General features: G+C 71.5%; 14 protein-coding genes. 7 read left to right on the top strand and 7 right to left on the bottom strand.

Translation table 11 applies throughout. From position 1 onward, the window contains the following. Window positions 1-6 precede the first annotated feature (6 nt). From BMX74_RS38175 to BMX74_RS38165, 3 genes are all read left to right on the top strand, one after another. Window positions 7-834, top strand: coding sequence for a thioesterase II family protein (locus BMX74_RS38175; protein ID WP_091105325.1), 828 nt, complete (start codon window positions 7-9; stop codon window positions 832-834). Further along, a complete protein-coding gene (locus tag BMX74_RS38170) occupies window positions 810-2,393 on the top strand; it encodes an MFS transporter (protein ID WP_420538160.1) in 1,584 nt (527 codons plus the stop codon). The genes BMX74_RS38175 and BMX74_RS38170 overlap by 25 nt, the downstream gene beginning before the upstream one ends. Window positions 2,394-2,602: 209 nt before the next feature. After that, a complete protein-coding gene (locus tag BMX74_RS38165; protein ID WP_091105323.1) occupies window positions 2,603-2,977 on the top strand; it encodes a VOC family protein in 375 nt (124 codons plus the stop codon). Window positions 2,978-3,006: 29 nt separating this feature from the next. On the opposite strand, the gene BMX74_RS38160 is transcribed toward BMX74_RS38165, so the two are convergent. The 3 genes from BMX74_RS38160 to BMX74_RS38150 form a co-directional block, all read right to left on the bottom strand. Beyond that, a complete protein-coding gene (locus BMX74_RS38160; protein ID WP_055510274.1) occupies window positions 3,007-3,597 on the bottom strand; it encodes a TetR/AcrR family transcriptional regulator in 591 nt (196 codons plus the stop codon). Window positions 3,598-3,857: 260 nt separating this feature from the next. Further along, window positions 3,858-4,943: a serine hydrolase domain-containing protein gene (locus BMX74_RS38155; RefSeq protein WP_063792369.1), complete on the bottom strand. Its 1,086-nt coding sequence runs from the start codon at window positions 4,941-4,943 to the stop codon at window positions 3,858-3,860. 160 nt (window positions 4,944-5,103) lie between these two features. Further along, window positions 5,104-6,402, bottom strand: coding sequence for a sensor domain-containing diguanylate cyclase (locus BMX74_RS38150; RefSeq protein ID WP_256257530.1), 1,299 nt, complete (start codon window positions 6,400-6,402; stop codon window positions 5,104-5,106). Between the two features lie 662 nt (window positions 6,403-7,064). Here BMX74_RS38150 and ettA point away from each other — a divergent pair. After that, window positions 7,065-8,729: an energy-dependent translational throttle protein EttA gene (gene ettA, locus BMX74_RS38145; RefSeq protein ID WP_055510278.1), complete on the top strand. Its 1,665-nt coding sequence runs from the start codon at window positions 7,065-7,067 to the stop codon at window positions 8,727-8,729. A 153-nt stretch (window positions 8,730-8,882) separates the two neighbouring features. Here ettA and BMX74_RS38140 read toward each other — a convergent pair whose 3' ends face one another. The 3 genes from BMX74_RS38140 to BMX74_RS38130 are packed head-to-tail and all read right to left on the bottom strand — an operon-like array spanning window position 8,883 to window position 11,574. Next, complete coding sequence (locus BMX74_RS38140) at window positions 8,883-9,311, bottom strand: SCP2 sterol-binding domain-containing protein (protein WP_091105322.1); 429 nt, start codon at window positions 9,309-9,311, stop codon at window positions 8,883-8,885. Window positions 9,312-9,313: 2 nt separating this feature from the next. Continuing rightward, window positions 9,314-10,261 (bottom strand): ribonucleotide-diphosphate reductase subunit beta, encoded by a 948-nt coding sequence (locus BMX74_RS38135; protein WP_055510282.1) that lies wholly within the window; start codon window positions 10,259-10,261, stop codon window positions 9,314-9,316. After that, window positions 10,258-11,574: an MFS transporter gene (locus BMX74_RS38130; RefSeq protein WP_091105320.1), complete on the bottom strand. Its 1,317-nt coding sequence runs from the start codon at window positions 11,572-11,574 to the stop codon at window positions 10,258-10,260. The genes BMX74_RS38135 and BMX74_RS38130 overlap by 4 nt, the downstream gene beginning before the upstream one ends. Before the next feature lie 168 nt (window positions 11,575-11,742). Between BMX74_RS38130 and BMX74_RS38125 the strand changes: the two genes are divergently transcribed. The 3 genes from BMX74_RS38125 to BMX74_RS38115 all read left to right on the top strand — a co-directional run bounded on the left by BMX74_RS38125 (window position 11,743) and on the right by BMX74_RS38115 (window position 13,933). Beyond that, the gene (locus tag BMX74_RS38125) at window positions 11,743-12,255 is read left to right on the top strand and encodes a VOC family protein (protein WP_176573601.1); all 513 of its coding nucleotides are present in this window, start codon (window positions 11,743-11,745) and stop codon (window positions 12,253-12,255) included. Between the two features lie 116 nt (window positions 12,256-12,371). Next, window positions 12,372-12,809, top strand: coding sequence for a Zn-ribbon domain-containing OB-fold protein (locus BMX74_RS38120; protein ID WP_091105319.1), 438 nt, complete (start codon window positions 12,372-12,374; stop codon window positions 12,807-12,809). Continuing rightward, window positions 12,806-13,933, top strand: coding sequence for a thiolase C-terminal domain-containing protein (locus BMX74_RS38115; RefSeq protein ID WP_055510290.1), 1,128 nt, complete (start codon window positions 12,806-12,808; stop codon window positions 13,931-13,933). Before BMX74_RS38120 ends, BMX74_RS38115 begins: the two co-directional genes overlap by 4 nt. A 121-nt stretch (window positions 13,934-14,054) precedes the next feature. On the opposite strand, the gene BMX74_RS38110 is transcribed toward BMX74_RS38115, so the two are convergent. Further along, entirely contained in the window at window positions 14,055-16,169 is a 2,115-nt protein-coding gene (locus tag BMX74_RS38110) for an acetate--CoA ligase family protein (RefSeq protein ID WP_091105317.1), read from the bottom strand.

The raw sequence follows: 16,169 nt of genomic DNA, 5'->3' as shown, positions 1-16,169 counted from the left end.
TGGTGGATGAGAGCCGGGGCCGGCGCCGGCGGACCCGGCCCCGGCCCTCGCCTCCGCGTGGTCGCCTTCCCACACGCCGGCGGCTGGCCGTCCGCCTTCCGCACCTGGTGGCAGGTGCTGCCGGCGGACGCCGAGCTCCTCGTCGCCCAGCTTCCCGGGCGCGGGGCGCGCATCGGCGAGCCGCCGATCACCCGCGTCGAACCGCTGGTCGAGGCCCTCAGCCGCGACCTCGCGGGCAGGGAGCCGCTGCCGTACGTGGTCGTCGGGCACAGCTTCGGCAGCGTCCTCGGCTACGAACTGACGAGGGCCATGGAGCAGAAGGGCCTCCCGCCCGTGCTGCTCGCCGTGTCGGCCCGCCAGCCCCCGTGCTTCCCCAGCGAGCCGCCGTTCGCTCACGCGAGGAGCGACGCCGAGCTGCTGGAGCACCTGATGGACCTCGGCGGCATGGCCCCTCAGCTCATGACGCGGGCGGACCTCGTCCGGCCCGTCCTGCGCGCCATCCGCGCCGACCTCGAAGCGATGGAGCGCTACGAACGGCCGCTGTCGGGGACCGGGGTGCCCATCCTGGCCCTCGGCGCGGTGGACGACCCGGTCGTCATCGCCGAGCGGCTGCACCTGTGGTCGCTCGAGACGACCGGTGGTTTCCGCCGGTCGATGTTCACCGGCGGCCATTTCTACCTGTACGCCCACGCCAACGCCGCGGCCATCGTCCGCGACCTGCTGGCCGTGTTCCCCGGCCCGCCGGACGGGGACCGCGGCCGGCACCTGCCGCGCCACCCGGAGACCGTGCCGGGCGGCGATCCCGAGCGATTCCCTGGAGAGGAAACACCTTGAGCACCATCGCCGATCCACCCCAGCAGGCCGGCCCGAAGGAGTGGCTGGGCCTGGCCGTGCTGGCGCTTCCCACGCTCCTGCTGTCGATCGACGTGAGCGTGCTGCATCTGGCCGTGCCGCACATCAGCCAGGCCCTCGACCCCTCCGCCACCCAGATGCTGTGGATCATCGACATCTACGGCTTCCTGATCGCGGGCTTCCTGGTCACCATGGGCACGCTCGGCGACCGCATCGGCCGCCGCAAGCTGCTGCTGATCGGCGCCGCCGCCTTCGGCGTCGCCTCGGTCGCCGCCGCGTACGCCAGCGATCCGGCCCTGCTGATAGCGGCGCGCGCCCTGCTCGGCGTCGCCGGCGCGACGCTGATGCCCTCCACGCTGGCCCTGATCACCAACATGTTCCTCGACCCCCGGCAGCGTGGCATGGCCATCGCCGTCTGGGTCACCATGTTCTCCGTCGGCATCGCGCTCGGCCCGGTGGTCGGCGGCGCCATGCTGGAGTTCTTCTGGTGGGGTTCGGTCTTCCTGCTCGGCGTGCCCATCATGGCGCTGCTGCTGCTGGCCGGGCCCGTGCTGCTCCCCGAGTCCCGTGACAGGGACGCCGGCCGCCTCGACCTGGCCAGCGTGGTGCTGTCCCTCGCGGCGATCCTGCCGGTGGTCTACGGGCTCAAGGAGATCGCCAAGGACGGCGCGTCCGCGGTGCCCGTGCTGGCGCTCGTCGTCGGCCTGGCCGTCGCCGTCGTCTTCGTCCGGCGGCAGCGCGGGCTGGACAGCCCGCTGCTGGACTTCCGCCTCTTCCGTAGCTCCACCTTCCGCACCGCGCTCGTGACACTGCTGCTCAGCATGCTGGTGGCGGGCGGCACCTATCTGTTCGTCACCCAGTACCTGCAGCTGGTCGGCGGGCTGTCACCGATGCAGGCCGGCCTGTACCTGCTCCCGGCGGCCTTCGCGCTGATCGTGACGTCCGTCGTGTCGCCGATGGCCGCGAGCAGGATCCGGCCCGCGTACGTGGTCGCCGCCGGCCTGACGGTGTCGGCCGTCGGCCACGTCATGCTGGCGACGGCCGGCAGCACGTCAGGGATCAGCCAGGTGGTGGTCGGCTTCGCCTTCGTGTACGCGGGCGGCGGCCCGCTCATCGCCCTGGGCACCGACATCGTGGTCGGATCGGCCCCGCCCGAGCAGGCCGGGTCGGCTTCGGCCATCTCGGAGACCAGCACCGAGATGGGCATGGCGCTCGGTGTGGCCACCCTCGGCAGCGTCGGCACGGCCGTGTACCGCAGCCAGGTGGACCTTCCCGCGCAGGTTCCCGCCGGTGCGGGTGACACCCTCGCGGGAGCGCTCGACGCGGCGAAGAGCCTCCCCGGCGACCTGGCGGCGGCGCTCGCCGACTCCGCCCGTGCCGCGTTCACCGACGGCATGAACGTCATCGGCGTCATCGGGGCCCTGTTCGCGCTCGGCACCGCCGTACTGGTGGCCGTGGTGATCAAGAACCGGCCCACGGGCGCCGGCGAGGAATCCGCCGGCGCCGAGCCGGCCGTCAACCCCGCGGAGCAGCCCTCCTGAGCACCGCGGTCGCCGTCCCAGGTGGCCCGCACCGTGTGCGGGTCACACCTGGCGGGCGCCCTTGCGGGCGGCGGCGGCGAAACGGAGAACCCTGACCTGGGGCGTTCTCCTCGCCGTGCCGCACGGCCCGCGGAGCGTGTTGACATACCGTTGGTACGTCACTACGGTTCAACAGACATACCATCGGTACGCATATGGGGATGGTGCCCATGCTGGCCAGCTTCTGTCCGGTGATCTGCACGTCCCGCCTCGGGGAGTCCCGCGAGTTCTACACCAGGTTGTTCGGCTTCAAGGTCACGCACGAGGGGGAGTGGTGCGTCGGGCTCGGCCGGCCCGGTTCGCCGCCCCACGAGCTCACTCTCGTCGACCACTCGCACCCGGCCGTACCGGATGGGCAGCTGTTCCCGGTGCGCGCGGTGCGGATCACCCTCGAATCGGACGTCGGCGAGGAGGAATTCCGGCGCGCCGTCAAACGCCATGGATCGGACGAGCGGGCCTCCGCCTGCCATCGCGATCCGGAATCGGGCGGCCTGGTCGTCATGGACCCCAACGGAGTCCTGATCGACGTCGTCACACCGGCCTGACCGCCGGCGCCCGCACAGCCGGCGCCGGCTCACCGCACACGCAGCGACTCCAGCATCTGGGTCAGCGTCTCCCTGGCGTTCGCGAGGTCGCTCGGATCCTCCGACGACGCCAGCCACAGAGCCGCCTCGTTCGTCGCGCCCGACAGCAGATGGATGAGCGGCACGGCCTGCCGCGCGGGGATCGCGCCCGCCTCGACCAGGGTGTTGACCACGTCCACCAGGTGCCGGCCCGAGGTGGCCTCGTTCATCGCCCGCCATTCGCTCCAGCCGAGCACCGCGGGCCCGTCGATCAGCATGATGCGCTGGATCGCCGGATCGGTCGAGGCGTCGAGGAACGCCTGACAGCCGACGATGAGCTGGTCCCAGGGCTCCTCCCGCGCGTCCGCCGTGACCGCGATGCGGTCTGCCACCTCCTGCTGCACCTGCAACAGCACGGCGCGGAACAGTTCGGTCTTGCTGTCGAAGTGGTGGTACAAGGCGCCCTTGGTCACGCCTGCCGCGCTGACGATCTCCGACAGGCCGACGGCGGCGTAGCCCAGTTTCGAGAACAGGCGCCTGCTCTCGCACAGCAGGGCCTGCCGTGTCCGCTCGCGTCGCTGTGCCCGGACTCCCTGCGGCATCTCGCTGTCCCCATCCTTGACGTACTGAAGGTATGTCAACACGGTACTTCGAGACAGCGCTATGGCATGAGCCGGATATGTCCCTTATTTCTGGCCAAATCTGGCAGGTTCTGCCTTGCTTCGACGTCTGAGGTTCTGTCCCGCCCCGGCGCGAGCGGGACCCCCATGCTCACGCCGTCAGGCGGGCCGCACCGCTGGAGACCGGCGGGAGCGCGAGCCGCGGAGCGCCGGGCCGCCCCACGGCCTCGCCGTACGGGCCGTCATGCGGAGGGGCGGCAGAGGGCGGCGTCCAGGGTGGCGAACAGGTGGCGGTCGTCCTTGGGGGTGCCCGTGACGTACACGGTGGCGGCGCGGCCGGAGCGGTCGCGCCCGCTGAGCACCCGGATGCCGGGCAGCCCGCCGTCGTGCATGATCACCTGACCGCAGCTGAGCGGGTAGGTGTACAGGCCGAGCCCGTAACGGCTGCCCTTGGGGTCGTCGGCGGGCACCGCGCCCGCGACCATGCTCTTCAACGTGGAGGGCCGGATGGACTGCCAGAAGCGGTTCAGGTCGGCGGGGGTGGAGACGAGGCCGCCGCCCGCGCCGAAGGCGTAGCCGGGCAGCCGCGTCATGTCGGTCTCGCCGGCGGACGGGTCGGTCGGGTCGAGGCCGTAGGTGTGGGCGTGCGGGCCGCGGAGGTCCAGCTCGCCGTTCTCGGGCCAGTACGTGGCGCGCAGCCCCTTGAGCACTCCGTCCTGCGTCACCTGCCGGAAGTCCCGGCCGGTCACCTTCTCGATGAGCATGCCCAGGATCAGGTAGTTGGTGTTGGAGTAGAACCAGCGCTCGCCCGGCTCGCCGACAGGCTCGCGGCCCATGGCCAGCGCCAGGTGGGCGGCCGGGTCGGCCGGCTTGGCCCAGTCGACCAGGTCGAAGTACTCGGGCAACCCGCTGGTGTGCCGCAGCAGCTGCCGCACGGTGACGTGCCTGCCGTGCAGCAGGCCAGGCAGGTAGTGCTCCACCTGCGCGTCCAGGTCGAGCCTGCCCTGTTCGGACAGGCGGGTCACGGTCAGGCCGATCACCGTCTTGGTCACGCTGGCCGCCCGGATCCGGCCGTCGGCGCCGACCATCGGCTTGCCGGTGCCCCGCTCGGCGGTGCCGGAGGTCCAGGTGGTGCTGCGGCCGTCGCGCTCGCGCACCGACACCACCGCCCCGGCCAGCCCGTCCTGCCGCGTCAGCCGGTCCACCTGCTGCTGGACGGCCGAGGGAGAGGCGACGCCGGCGGTGGGGGAGGCGACGGCCGCCGCGGCGGGGGAAACGGCGGTGAGAACGACGGCGACGGCGGCGGCACCGGCCACATAAGTACGCATGAGAGGCATCTCCTTAGCCCTGTCGGTGATGTCCTCGATTCTTCGGCCTGCACCCCTTCGTGATCAGTCAGGACGCCACGCTTCTTGAGGTAGGGGCAGCCCTACCTTCAGTACGCCGCCGCTGCAGGCGCTGACCTGGCCGCACCGGAGCCGTACCAGGTCAGGGCTGGGGATGGTTGGGGTGGCCGGGGTCGACGGGCTGCATGGGCATGGGCATGGTCGGGGTCTGCGGGTCGGTCTGGGAGAGGTGCGGAGGAGCGGAGGCGGAGGGCCGCGCTTCGGGGGGAGCGGCGGGCGGGGGCACGACCGGCATGCAGACACGGTCGCGGCCGAGCTCCTTCGCCCGGTAGAGGGCGAGGTCGGCGGCGGTCAGGAGGTCGATGAGGTCGTCGCCGTGAACGCTCATCAGCGCCACCCCCACCGAGATCGTGACCTGGATCAGGGCGTCGTCGGCCGGGATGGCCATGTGGCCGATGCGGACCCGCAGCCGTTCGGCGATCTGCCGGGCCTCGCGATGGTCCGCCGCGGGCAGCAGCACCACGAACTCCTCGCCGCCGAACCGTCCCACCACGTCGTAGTCGCGCAGCTGGGCGCGCAGCATCGCCGCGACCGCCGCCAGCACCTGGTCGCCGACGAGGTGGCCGTGGGCGTCGTTGACCCGTTTGAAGTGGTCGATGTCGATGATCAGGAGGGCGAGCGTCTCGCCGCTGCGGCGGGCGCGGACGATCTCGGTGTCGGCCTCCCGCTGCCAGGCGGCGGCGTTCAGCAGGCCGGTCTTCGGGTCGGTGCGCGCCGCGGCCTGGAGCTGGGCGTGCAGGAGGCTGCGCTGGAGCAGCACCACCGGCGGCAGCGTGAACAGCAGCAGCGCCAGGTTGAGCCCGCAGCAGATGGAGACGGTGACGCCGAGGCACAGCTCGACGACGTCGAGCAGGACGCTCTCCTTGTTCCAGACGTTCTCACGCCAGGAGCTCTCGGGGTCGGCGGTGTGCGCGGCGACCGCGATGAGAGCGATGTTGACCAGGGCGAACAGGACGGCCGCCACCACTGCGCACACGATCGCGACGGGCCAGCCGCGCGACAGCCGGCCCGGATCGGGGACGAGCCAGTGGAAGGCGAAGGAGGCGGCGCAGCCCGCCAGCCCGATCGCGGCGGCGCTGAAGACCCTGCGGTACAGGACGGTCGCCCGCACCCGTACCTGGAGCAGGAGGTGCAGGACGATCGGGGAGAACAGCGCGTACACCGGCGGCAGGAGCAGCGCCACCGGCAGCCACCAGGCCGACAGCAGGTCGCGGGACACCCCGGCCGGCATGCCGAGCCGTCTGCTCGCCTCGATGCACACCGCGCCGCAGGCCATGAGGGCGCCGAACGTGACCAGGTCGGGCCACCGGACGTCGGCGGACGCGGTCAGCAGCGCGATCACGCACAGGTCGATCGCGACGATCGCACACAGGTAGATCACCAGTGGGCGACGTTGTCCAAGAAGTGGCCAGCGGCCGGCCAGTCTTGACACACCGTCGCGAGACTTGATCGGAGCGTGACTGGTCGCTGCCATCTCGTCTCCTCCCTGACTAACGATGTGTAACACAATAGTTGCGGAGTGTGCGATGTGCGACGGGAACCGATACGTTGGCAGTGACCGTGCCCGTTCACTCCGCGAGCGGGCCGTGCCGGAAAGGAGCAGCCATGGTGCGGGGCGTGACCTGGACCTGTCAGATGCCTTAGGCATCTGATCTGGGCGACACCTCCCATCGGCCGCTCCTCGGGGGCAAGTGGGACCCGGCCGGTGCCCCCCTCCCCCAGCTTTCGCCCCTTTCGCCGGGGTCCTCCTATCGCCGGACGTCCCTGCGTCCGTCAGGGGTGCCGCGCACGCCCACCCGGGCCCCTGCCGCCGAGTCCCGCCCGACGAGCGGCACCTCCTCGCGCCGCCGCCCTCCCGCCGTGCGACGCCTTCCACGCCGCCCGTTCGCGCGGTTCGACGTCGGGTCCTCCGACGAGCCCGGCCGTCTCCGCGAGGGGCGGGATGGTGTGGGGAGAGCCCTCTGTGCCTGCGGTTGTGCCAGTGCGGGAACGGGTGGGAAGGAGCGGCGGAAGCCTTGGCCGCGAGCCCCTAAGCTAGAGGGCATGCCGGAGTACATCTATACGTTGCAGCGCGTGCGCAAGGCGCACGGCGACAAGGTTGTCCTTGACGACGTCACGCTGTCGTTCCTGCCTGGTGCCAAGATCGGTGTCCTGGGGCCGAACGGCACCGGGAAGTCGACGCTGCTCCGGATGATGGCCGGTTTGGAGCAGCCGTCCAACGGCGAGGCCAAGCTCATGCCGGGCTTCACCGTCGGCATGCTCCAGCAGGAGCCCCCGCTGAACGAGTCGAAGACCGTCCTCGGCAACGTCCAGGAGGGCGTCGCGGAGACGATGGCGATGCTCGAGCGTTACAACCAGATCGCCGAGCAGATGGCCACCGACTACAGCGACGAGCTGCTGGAGGAGATGGGCAAGCTGCAGGACCAACTGGAGCACCGCAACGCGTGGGACCTCGACAGCCAGCTGGAGCAGGCGATGGACGCGCTGCGCTGTCCGCCGCCCGACGCCGAGGTGACGAAGCTGTCCGGTGGTGAGCGCCGCCGCGTGGCGCTGTGCAAGCTGCTGCTGGAGGCCCCCGACCTGCTGCTGCTCGACGAGCCCACCAACCACCTCGACGCCGAGAGCGTGCAGTGGCTGGAGTCGCACCTGGAGAAGTACGCGGGCACGGTGCTGGCCGTCACCCACGACCGGTACTTCCTCGACAACGTGGCCAACTGGATCCTGGAGCTCGACCGCGGCCGCTGCTACCCCTACGAGGGCAACTACTCCACCTACCTCGACATGAAGGCCCAGCGCCTCAAGGTCGAGGGCCAGAAGGACGCCAAGCGCAAGAAGCGCCTGGAGGACGAGCTGGAGTGGGTGCGCTCCAACCCCAAGGCCCGCCAGACCAAGAGCAAGGCCCGTCTCCAGCGGTACGAGGAGATGGCGGCCGAGGCCGACAAGTTCCGCAAGCTGGACTTCGAGGAGATCCAGATCCCGCCGGGCCCGCGTCTGGGCACCACGGTGATCAAGGCCGACAAGCTCACCAAGGGCTTCGGCGACCGCCTGCTGATGGAGAGCCTGACCTTCGACCTGCCGCGTAACGGCATCGTCGGCGTCATCGGCCCCAACGGCGTCGGCAAGACCACGCTGTTCCGCATGATCACGGGCGGCGAGACGCCGGACACCGGGTCGATCACGATCGGCGAGACCGTGAAGATCTCCTACGCCGACCAGAGCCGGGGCGGCATCGACCCGAACAAGAACGTGTGGGAGGTCGTCTCCGACGGGCTCGACCACATCAAGGTCGGCAACGTCGAGATGCCGTCGCGGGCGTACATCGCGGCGTTCGGCTTCAAGGGGCCCGACCAGCAGAAGAAGGCCGGCGTCCTGTCGGGCGGCGAGCGCAACCGGCTCAACCTGGCGCTCACCCTCAAGCAGGGCGGCAACGTCCTGCTGCTGGACGAGCCGACCAACGACCTCGACACCGAGACGCTGTCGTCGCTGGAGAACGCGCTGCTCGACTTCCCGGGCTGCGCCGTGATCACCTCGCACGACCGGTGGTTCCTCGACCGCATCGCCACGCACATCCTGGCGTGGGAGGAGGGCTCGAACTGGTTCTGGTTCGAGGGGAACTTCGCCGACTACGAGAAGAACAAGATCGAGCGGCTGGGCGCCGACGCGGCGCGGCCCCACCGGGTGACGTACCGGAAGCTGCACCGCGACTGACGCGCGGCGCCGGTGACGCGGCGGCCGCCGGCCCTCGGGGGGAGGGTCGGCGGCCGCGCCGCGTCCGGGCCCGCCGACCCCTGCAGGAAGGGCGGTGGCCGAGGCCGGTGGAGGAAGGCCGGGTGGATGCCCGGCGCCGTCGGCGTGCTTGTGTCAGGGGCGTGGGGTGGCCGCGACGCGGGACAGCGTGGCGAGCGACTCGACGAAGAAGTAGATCACGCGGAAGAACGCCAGGACGTCACCGCGCTCCAGCCTGAGCCGGCGGTACATGACGATGCGGCCGGGGTCGGCGCCGTCGCGCAGGTCCTGCCAGGTGGCCTCGTCGGCGGCGAGGACGTACTCGGCGTCACCGGGGTCCGGGGCGATCACGCCTTCGACGCACCTGCCGTCCTTCCAGGTGAGCACGAGGTAGGCGCCCGCCTCGCGCAGGCCGAGCGCCCACCTGGCGGTGTAGCCGGCGCGGGCGCGCTCGATCCAGCTCCAGTACGACGGCAGCTTGCCCTCCTGGGCGGGCCCGGCGTCGGCGGCGGCCCTGGCGGCCTCGGCCCACTCGGGGGTGAAGAAGCGGATGGGGGTCGGCACGGTCAGCCTCCGGCGAGTTCCGGTTCGATGCGGGTGACCATCTCCTCGATGTCGGGCGCGAGGGCGATGCCGACGTCCACCAGCTTCATCTTGAGCTGCCGGATCATCAGCCGTCTGACCTCGTCGGCGGACCAGCCGAGCGCTTCGAGCGCCAGGGTGCGGCTGGTGGCGCCGTTGATGGCGAGGATGGTGCGCAGCGTCTCGTGGATCTGGAGCAGCAGCCGCGGGTCCTCGCGTACGGAGTCGCGCAGGAAGCGCATGCCGAACTGGACGTGCCTGGCCTCGTCGCGGCAGGTGGCGGTGAAGCCGGTGTAGTAGCCGGGCAGGAAGCCGCGCCGGCGGCAGTACGTGAGGGTGATCTTCATGACGGACAGCGCGAGCACGCCTTCGATCCACAGGAAGTACGTGGTGCCGTAGCGCACCCGCGCCGCGGCGTCCTCGGGGTCGCGGCGCAGCTCGTCGGCCTGGTAGGCGAGCAGGCCGAACGGGCCGACGAACGTCTCCGAGACGTGCTCGAACGACGCGTCGAGCACGTCCTGCACGGAGTCGCCCGGCATGCCGACGACCTCGCGGTAGAAGCGGTCGAAGAAGACGGTGTGGCGGGCCTCGTCCTCGATCTGGCTGGACATGTAGATCTTCGACTCTTCCGAGCCGCCCAGCATGAAGACGGGCAGTTCGACCTCGACCTGGCGTTCGCCGTGGTGGAAACCGGCGGAGACGCCGACGAACGCGTCGCGCTCGTCCTGGGTCATGCGTTCGCGCCAGTCCAGGGCGTCCTGGGTGAAGTCGAGGTCGTAGACGTCCCAGCGCTGGCGCAGGTAGCGCCGGTACAGCTCGGTGTAGTCGGGCAGCCGCTTGAGGTCGCTGTGGACGTAGGCGAGGACGTCGTCGATGTCGAGGTCGCGGATGCCCTGAAGGTCGGACTCGGCTACGGCGGACAACTCGGTCATCCTTCGGCCTCCCCAAGCGCGACTGTGACCGGGGTGCTGGCGGCGCGCCGCCACGGCCCATTGAACATGACGATCGCGGGGATGAACAGGACCAGGCAGCCGAGCGCGATGAACAGCCAGGTCTGCCAGTCGGTGGCTTCGACGACGTGGGGGATGACGAGCAGGCCGACGACGGCGATGGACTTGCTGAGGAACCCGAACAGTCCCCAGGCGGTGCCCTGCAGGCGCGGGTCGGCGTCCTCGGCGTCCTCGGAGTAGTTGGCCATCCAGGGCGCGTACGCGACGCCGAGGGAGCCGCCGAGGAGGGCGCCGACGACCATGAGGGAGCCGGTGGAGACGCCGTCGTCGCCGAGGGCGAGGGCGAGGTAGCCGGTGACGGCGACGGCGACGAGGGTGCCGGCGAGCGCGAACGGCTTGCGCAGCTGGGTGCGGTCGGACAGGCGTCCGGTGACGATGAGGGTGATGAGGTTGAGGCTCCAGAACGCGGCCATGATGGTGGAGGCCTCCGCGCTGCTGATGCCGAGCGAGCCGACGAGCATGGTCTGGCCGAACAGCGACAGCGTGATGTAGAGCACGAGCCACAGCGAGATGCCGATGACGTGCGCCCAGATGTTGCGCCGGGCGAACAGGTTGCGCAGGCGGGCGGGCTGGGCGAGGTCGACGACCTGGGTGGCGGCGCGTTCGGTGTGCTGGATCCTGGCGCGCAGTTCGGGGGAGAGGTCGGCGATGTTGAAGGCGATGACGGCGGAGATCACCAGCGAGAAGCAGCCCATGATGACGAACTGCGACCGCCACGAGTCGTTGAAGACCGGCAGGGTCCAGCCGGCGATGGCGGCGGCGAGGAAGTTGGCGCCGACGGGCCCCCACGTCCAGAAGCCGAACGCCTGGGCGCGGCCGAGCCTGGGGGAGAAGTCCCTGATGAGGGGTGCGGTGCTGGCCATGGCGACGCCGTCGACGAACGCCAGGACGATGCGGGCGATGAGCAGGTCGCGCGGGCTGTGGACGAGTGTCATGACGAAGCAGCAGACCGCGGTCAGCGCCATGAGGGGGATGAGCAGGCGTACCCGGCCGAGCCGGTCGGTCAGCCGGCCGCCGAGGATGGAGGCGATCGCTCCCGCGACGGCGGCGGCGCCGGACACCGCGCCGTACGTGGCCAGGGACATGTTCAGGTCTTTGAGCAGCAGCGGGACGACCGGCGCGATCTGCCCCTCGTAGGAGCCGATGAGGATGGCCAGGACGGCCATCGTGAGGATCTTCATGCGTCGTGCGCCGGTGGGGTACTCGTCGAGCTCGCGGACGTAGGACAGCCTCATGACAAGCCTTTCTGGTCGGGCTGGACCCCCGTCATGAGTTCTAGAAGCTAGCTCTAGAATCCATTTCTGCGATGCTGCTCCTAGCGTTGCCCGCCGTCAAGGGTGCGGAGGTGGAATCCGGCTGCCTAGAATGAAATTCTAGGATTGTCGAGCCACAAGGAGTCGTACGTGGACCTGCAACTGGACGGCCTTGAGGTGACCTTCGACCACACGGCCGTGGCCGCCCCCCGCATCAGGGATCTCCTGCCCGTCTACCGCGACCTCCTCGGAGGCCGGCACCTGGGCGGAGGAGGCGACAACCGGGCGGCCGGATATCGCACCCTCCAGCTCACGTACGCGGGCGGCGGCAAGGTCGAGCTGATGGAGCCGCTCGCCGGATCGTCGTTCTTCGACAGCTTCTTCGAGCTCACCCGTGGGAGGGGCGGCGTGCACCACCTCAACTTCCACGTCGACGACCTCGACGCCGCCGTGGCCAGGCTGACCGCGCGGGGGTTCAGGCTCCACGGGCTCAACCGGTCCGACCCGCGCTGGCAGGAGGTGTTCCTGCACCCGAAGGAGGCGCACGGCGTGCTGATCCAGCTCGCCCAGCCGGGGCCGCGCCACCCGGACCACCGGCGCCCGACGCTGGAGGAGGTGCTGGCGGGCCGAGGCAGGAACGGCGACGGCATCCCGAGCCCCTGACCCGCGCCGCGGCAGGAACGGCGACGGCATCCCAAGCCCCTGACCCGACCACGGTCTTCCCTTCTTCCAGAATCAAGCTCTAGAGTGAGATTCTAGAACTAGGATTGGGGAGGCCGATGAAGCCGACACCGAAGCCCACTCCGGAGACCCAGCCCTTCTGGGACGGCACGGCCGCGGGCGAGCTGCGGATCCAGCGCTGCCACGCCTGCGAGCGGCACTACTTCTACCCGCGGCCGAGCTGCCCCCACTGCGGCAGCGCCGACGTGGCCTGGGTCCGGGCCAGCGGCCGGGCCACGCTCTACTCGTACGTGATCAACCACCGGCCCGCGCCCGGGTTCGAGGACGACGGGCCCTACGCCATCGCGGTGGTGGAGCTGGAGGAGGGCGTCCGGATGATGACGAACCTCGTGGGCGTCGAGAACGTCCCCGAGCGGCTGCCGCTCGACATGGAGCTGCGGGTCGTGTTCGAGCGGCGCGGTGACGTCCACGTGCCGCTCTTCACACCTGCGGCCGAGGCGGCCGAGGCGGCCGAGGCGGCGGAGGCGGCGCGATGACCGTCGTGATCGCCGGGGCGGCCGAGACCGACGAGGTGGGCCGCCTGCCCGGCCACTCCACGATGCGGCTGCATCTGGAGGCCGCCCGCAACGCGCTGGCCGACGCCGGCATGACCAAGGACGACATCGACGGCGTGGCGACCGTCGGCGCCCCCGGGCCGATCCAGGTCGCCCACGCTCTCGGCATCACGCCCTCCTGGCTCGACGGCACCGGCGTGGGCGGGTCGTCGTTCCTCTTCCACGTCAGGCACGCGGCGGCCGCCATCAGGGCCGGACAGTGCCGCACGGTGCTCATCACGCACGGCGAGTCGGGCCGCTCGCGGGTCGGCGCGCCGCGCCACGCCTTCGGCCCCGACTCGCTCGCCGGGCAGTTCGAGGTCCCGTACGGGGTGGTGGGGCCGGCGACCATGTTCACCCTGACGGCGCTGCGCCACATGAAGGAGACCGGGCTCACGCACGAGCAGCTCGCCGAGGTGGCGGTCGCGCAGCGGCGCTGGGCGCACCTGAACCCCCGCGCGATGTACCGCGACCTGATCACCGTCGAGGACGTGCTCGCCTCGCGCCTGGTGGCCTACCCGTTCCACCTGCTGGAGTGCTGCCTCGTCACCGACGGCGGCGGCGCGCTCGTCGTCACGTCCGAGGAACTGGCCCGGCGCGACCCCGTCTACCTGCTCGGGAGCGGTGAGTCGGCCGAGTCGCCCGTCATCTCGCAGATGGAGGACTTCACGACGTCCAAGGCGTTCCGCCGCTCCGGCGAGGCCGCCTTCGCCGAAGCGAAGATCACCCACGGGGACGTGGACCACCTCATGATCTACGACGCGTTCGCGCACGTCCCCGTCTACGGGCTGGAGGACCTGGGGTTCGTCGGGCGGGGCGAGGCCGGCGCGTTCATCGCCGAGGGGCACACCTCGCCGGGAGGCCGGCTGCCGCTCAACACGAACGGCGGCGGGCTGTCGTACACGCACACCGGCATGTACGGCATGTTCGCCATCCAGGAGTCGGTCAGGCAGCTGCGCGGCGAGGCCGCGGCACAGGTGCCGGGCGTCGAGCTGAGCGTGGTGCTCGGCAACGGCGGCATGTTCGCCTCCGCGGCCACCCTGGTCCTGTCGAACCGCCTCCCGTAGCGGGGCCACCCTGGTCCTGTCGAACCGCCTCCCGTAGCGCGGCCACCCTGGTCCTGCCGAACCGCCTGCCCTGGCGCGGACGCCCGCCCGGCTCCCGGAGCCGGGCGGGCGTCCCACGCGGTCAGGAGCGCCAGGTGATGAGGGCGTCCAGCGCCTCCACCCGCGACCCCTCCACCAGCAGCGGGTTGATCTCCAGCGACTCCAGGTCGTCGCCGAGGGCGCCGGCCAGGGCCGCCACCCGGGCCACGACGTCCGCCACCGCGTCGAGGTCGGCGGGCGCGCTGCCGCGCGCCCCCCGCAGCAGCGCCGCCCCGCGCAGCTCCGACAGCGCGAGCCGCACCTCGGCGGCGTCCACCGGCAGCACCCGCAGGGCGGTGTCGCGCAGCACCTCCACCCAGACGCCGCCCAGCCCGACGGCGAGGATCGGCCCCCACGCCGGGTCGCGGACGACGCCGACGAGCAGCTCGATCCCGCCGGTACGCTGCGGCTGGACCAGGGTCCATGCGTCGGGCCGGTGCGCGCGCGCCGCCGCGGTCACCTCGCGGTGGGCCCGGCGCACGTCGTCGGGGCCGCGCAGCCCGAGCCGCACCCCGCCGATGTCGCTCTTGTGGCCGAGACCCTCCGCGGCGGCCTTGAGCACGACCGGGTAGCCGAAGCGCTCGGCCGCGGCGACCGCCTCCTCCTCGTCGTACGCGGCCTCGGCGGGCACCACGGGAACGCCCGTCGAGGCCAGCAGCGCGGCGGCCCGGTGCTCGGCCCACACGCCCGTACGCTCGGCGGCGGGCACGTCGGGCACGGCGACGAGGGCGGCGCCCCCCGGCCCGGCGGAGCCGCGCTCCAGGGTACGGGCCCGCGTGCGCGACCAGCGGACGGCCGCGCCGATCGCGGTCATGCCGTGCTCGATGCCGCCCACCACGTACGGGTAGCCGGTCTCCTGCTGCACCTGGCGGCCGAACTCGGTGACGTCGGTCAGCACGTTGCTCACCACGACGACCGGCACGGGCGACTCGGCGATGCGGCGGGCGCTGGACTCGTACAGGGCGAGGGTGGGCCCGGGGTCGGGCGGTGCGACGCGGGGCGGTTCCGACAGCAGGAGCACCAGGTCGACGCCCGGGTCGGCGGTGACGGTCTCCAGGGCTCGGCCCAGCAGGGTCCTGTCGATGAGGACGTAGCCGGTGACGTCGAGCGGGTTCTGGACGGTGCCGAACGACGGGACGATCTCGGAGAGCCTCGCCACCGTCTCGGGCGCGAACGGCGGGAGTTCCAGCCCTTCGTCCTCGGCCCGGTCGGCGATGATCTCCGAGGCGCCGCCGCTCGGCGTGACGACCCCGACGCGGCCCCCGGGCAGCGGCCCGGTGGAGGCGAGCAGCCCGGACGTGATGATGAGGTCCTCCAGCGACCGCACCCTGATGACGCCGAGCTGGCGCAGGGCGGCGTCGATGACGTCGTCGTCGCCCACCAGGGCGCCGGTGTGGGCCTGCGCGGTGTGCGAGGCGAGCGTGCTGCGGCCGATCTTGAGCGCCACGATCGGCTTGCCCGCGAGCAGCGCGCGCCGCGCCACCCTGGCGAACTCCGCCGGGTTCCTGACCGTCTCCAGGAACAGTGCGATGACCTTGGTGGCGGGGTCGTCCACCAGGTGGTCGACGACGTCGGTGACGGTCACGACGGCCTCGTTGCCCATGGACGTCAGCAGGCTGATGCCGACGTTGCGGGCCTGGGCGAAGCCGAGCACGGAGCTGGCGAGCGCGCCGCTCTGGAGCACCACCCCCACCGAGCCCTTGATGAGGGGCGGGGCGATGGGCAGCCCGTACGGCGTGATGGAGGCGGCGGCGTTGATGTAGCCGTTGCCGTTCGGCCCGAGGACGGTCAGGCCGTGCTCCCTGGCGAGGTCGGCGATCTCGGCCTCCAGCCGGGCGCCCTCGGGCCCCGACTCGCCGAAGCCGGCGGTGAGGATCACGTAGCAGCGGATGCCGAGCTTGGCGCCCTCGCGCAGCACGCCCGGCACGGCGGCGGTGGGGACCATGACGTAGGCGAGGTCCACCGGCTCGGGGATCTCGGACAGGCTGCGGTGGGCGGGCTCGCCGTGCACGGTGCCGCCGCGCGGGTTCACCAGGTGGACGGTGCCGGGGAAGCCGTGCGTGCGCAGGTTGAGCAGGGTGCTGACCGACCAGCCCGACTTGTCCGTGGCTCCGACGAGCGCGATCGACCGCGGGTTGAACAGCGCGCCGACGGACAT

Origin of the sequence: Nonomuraea pusilla (assembly GCF_900109355.1) — a bacterium.
Classification (GTDB): Bacteria; Actinomycetota; Actinomycetes; order Streptosporangiales; family Streptosporangiaceae; genus Nonomuraea; species Nonomuraea pusilla.
This window is presented reverse-complemented; position numbering and strand designations above follow the sequence as displayed.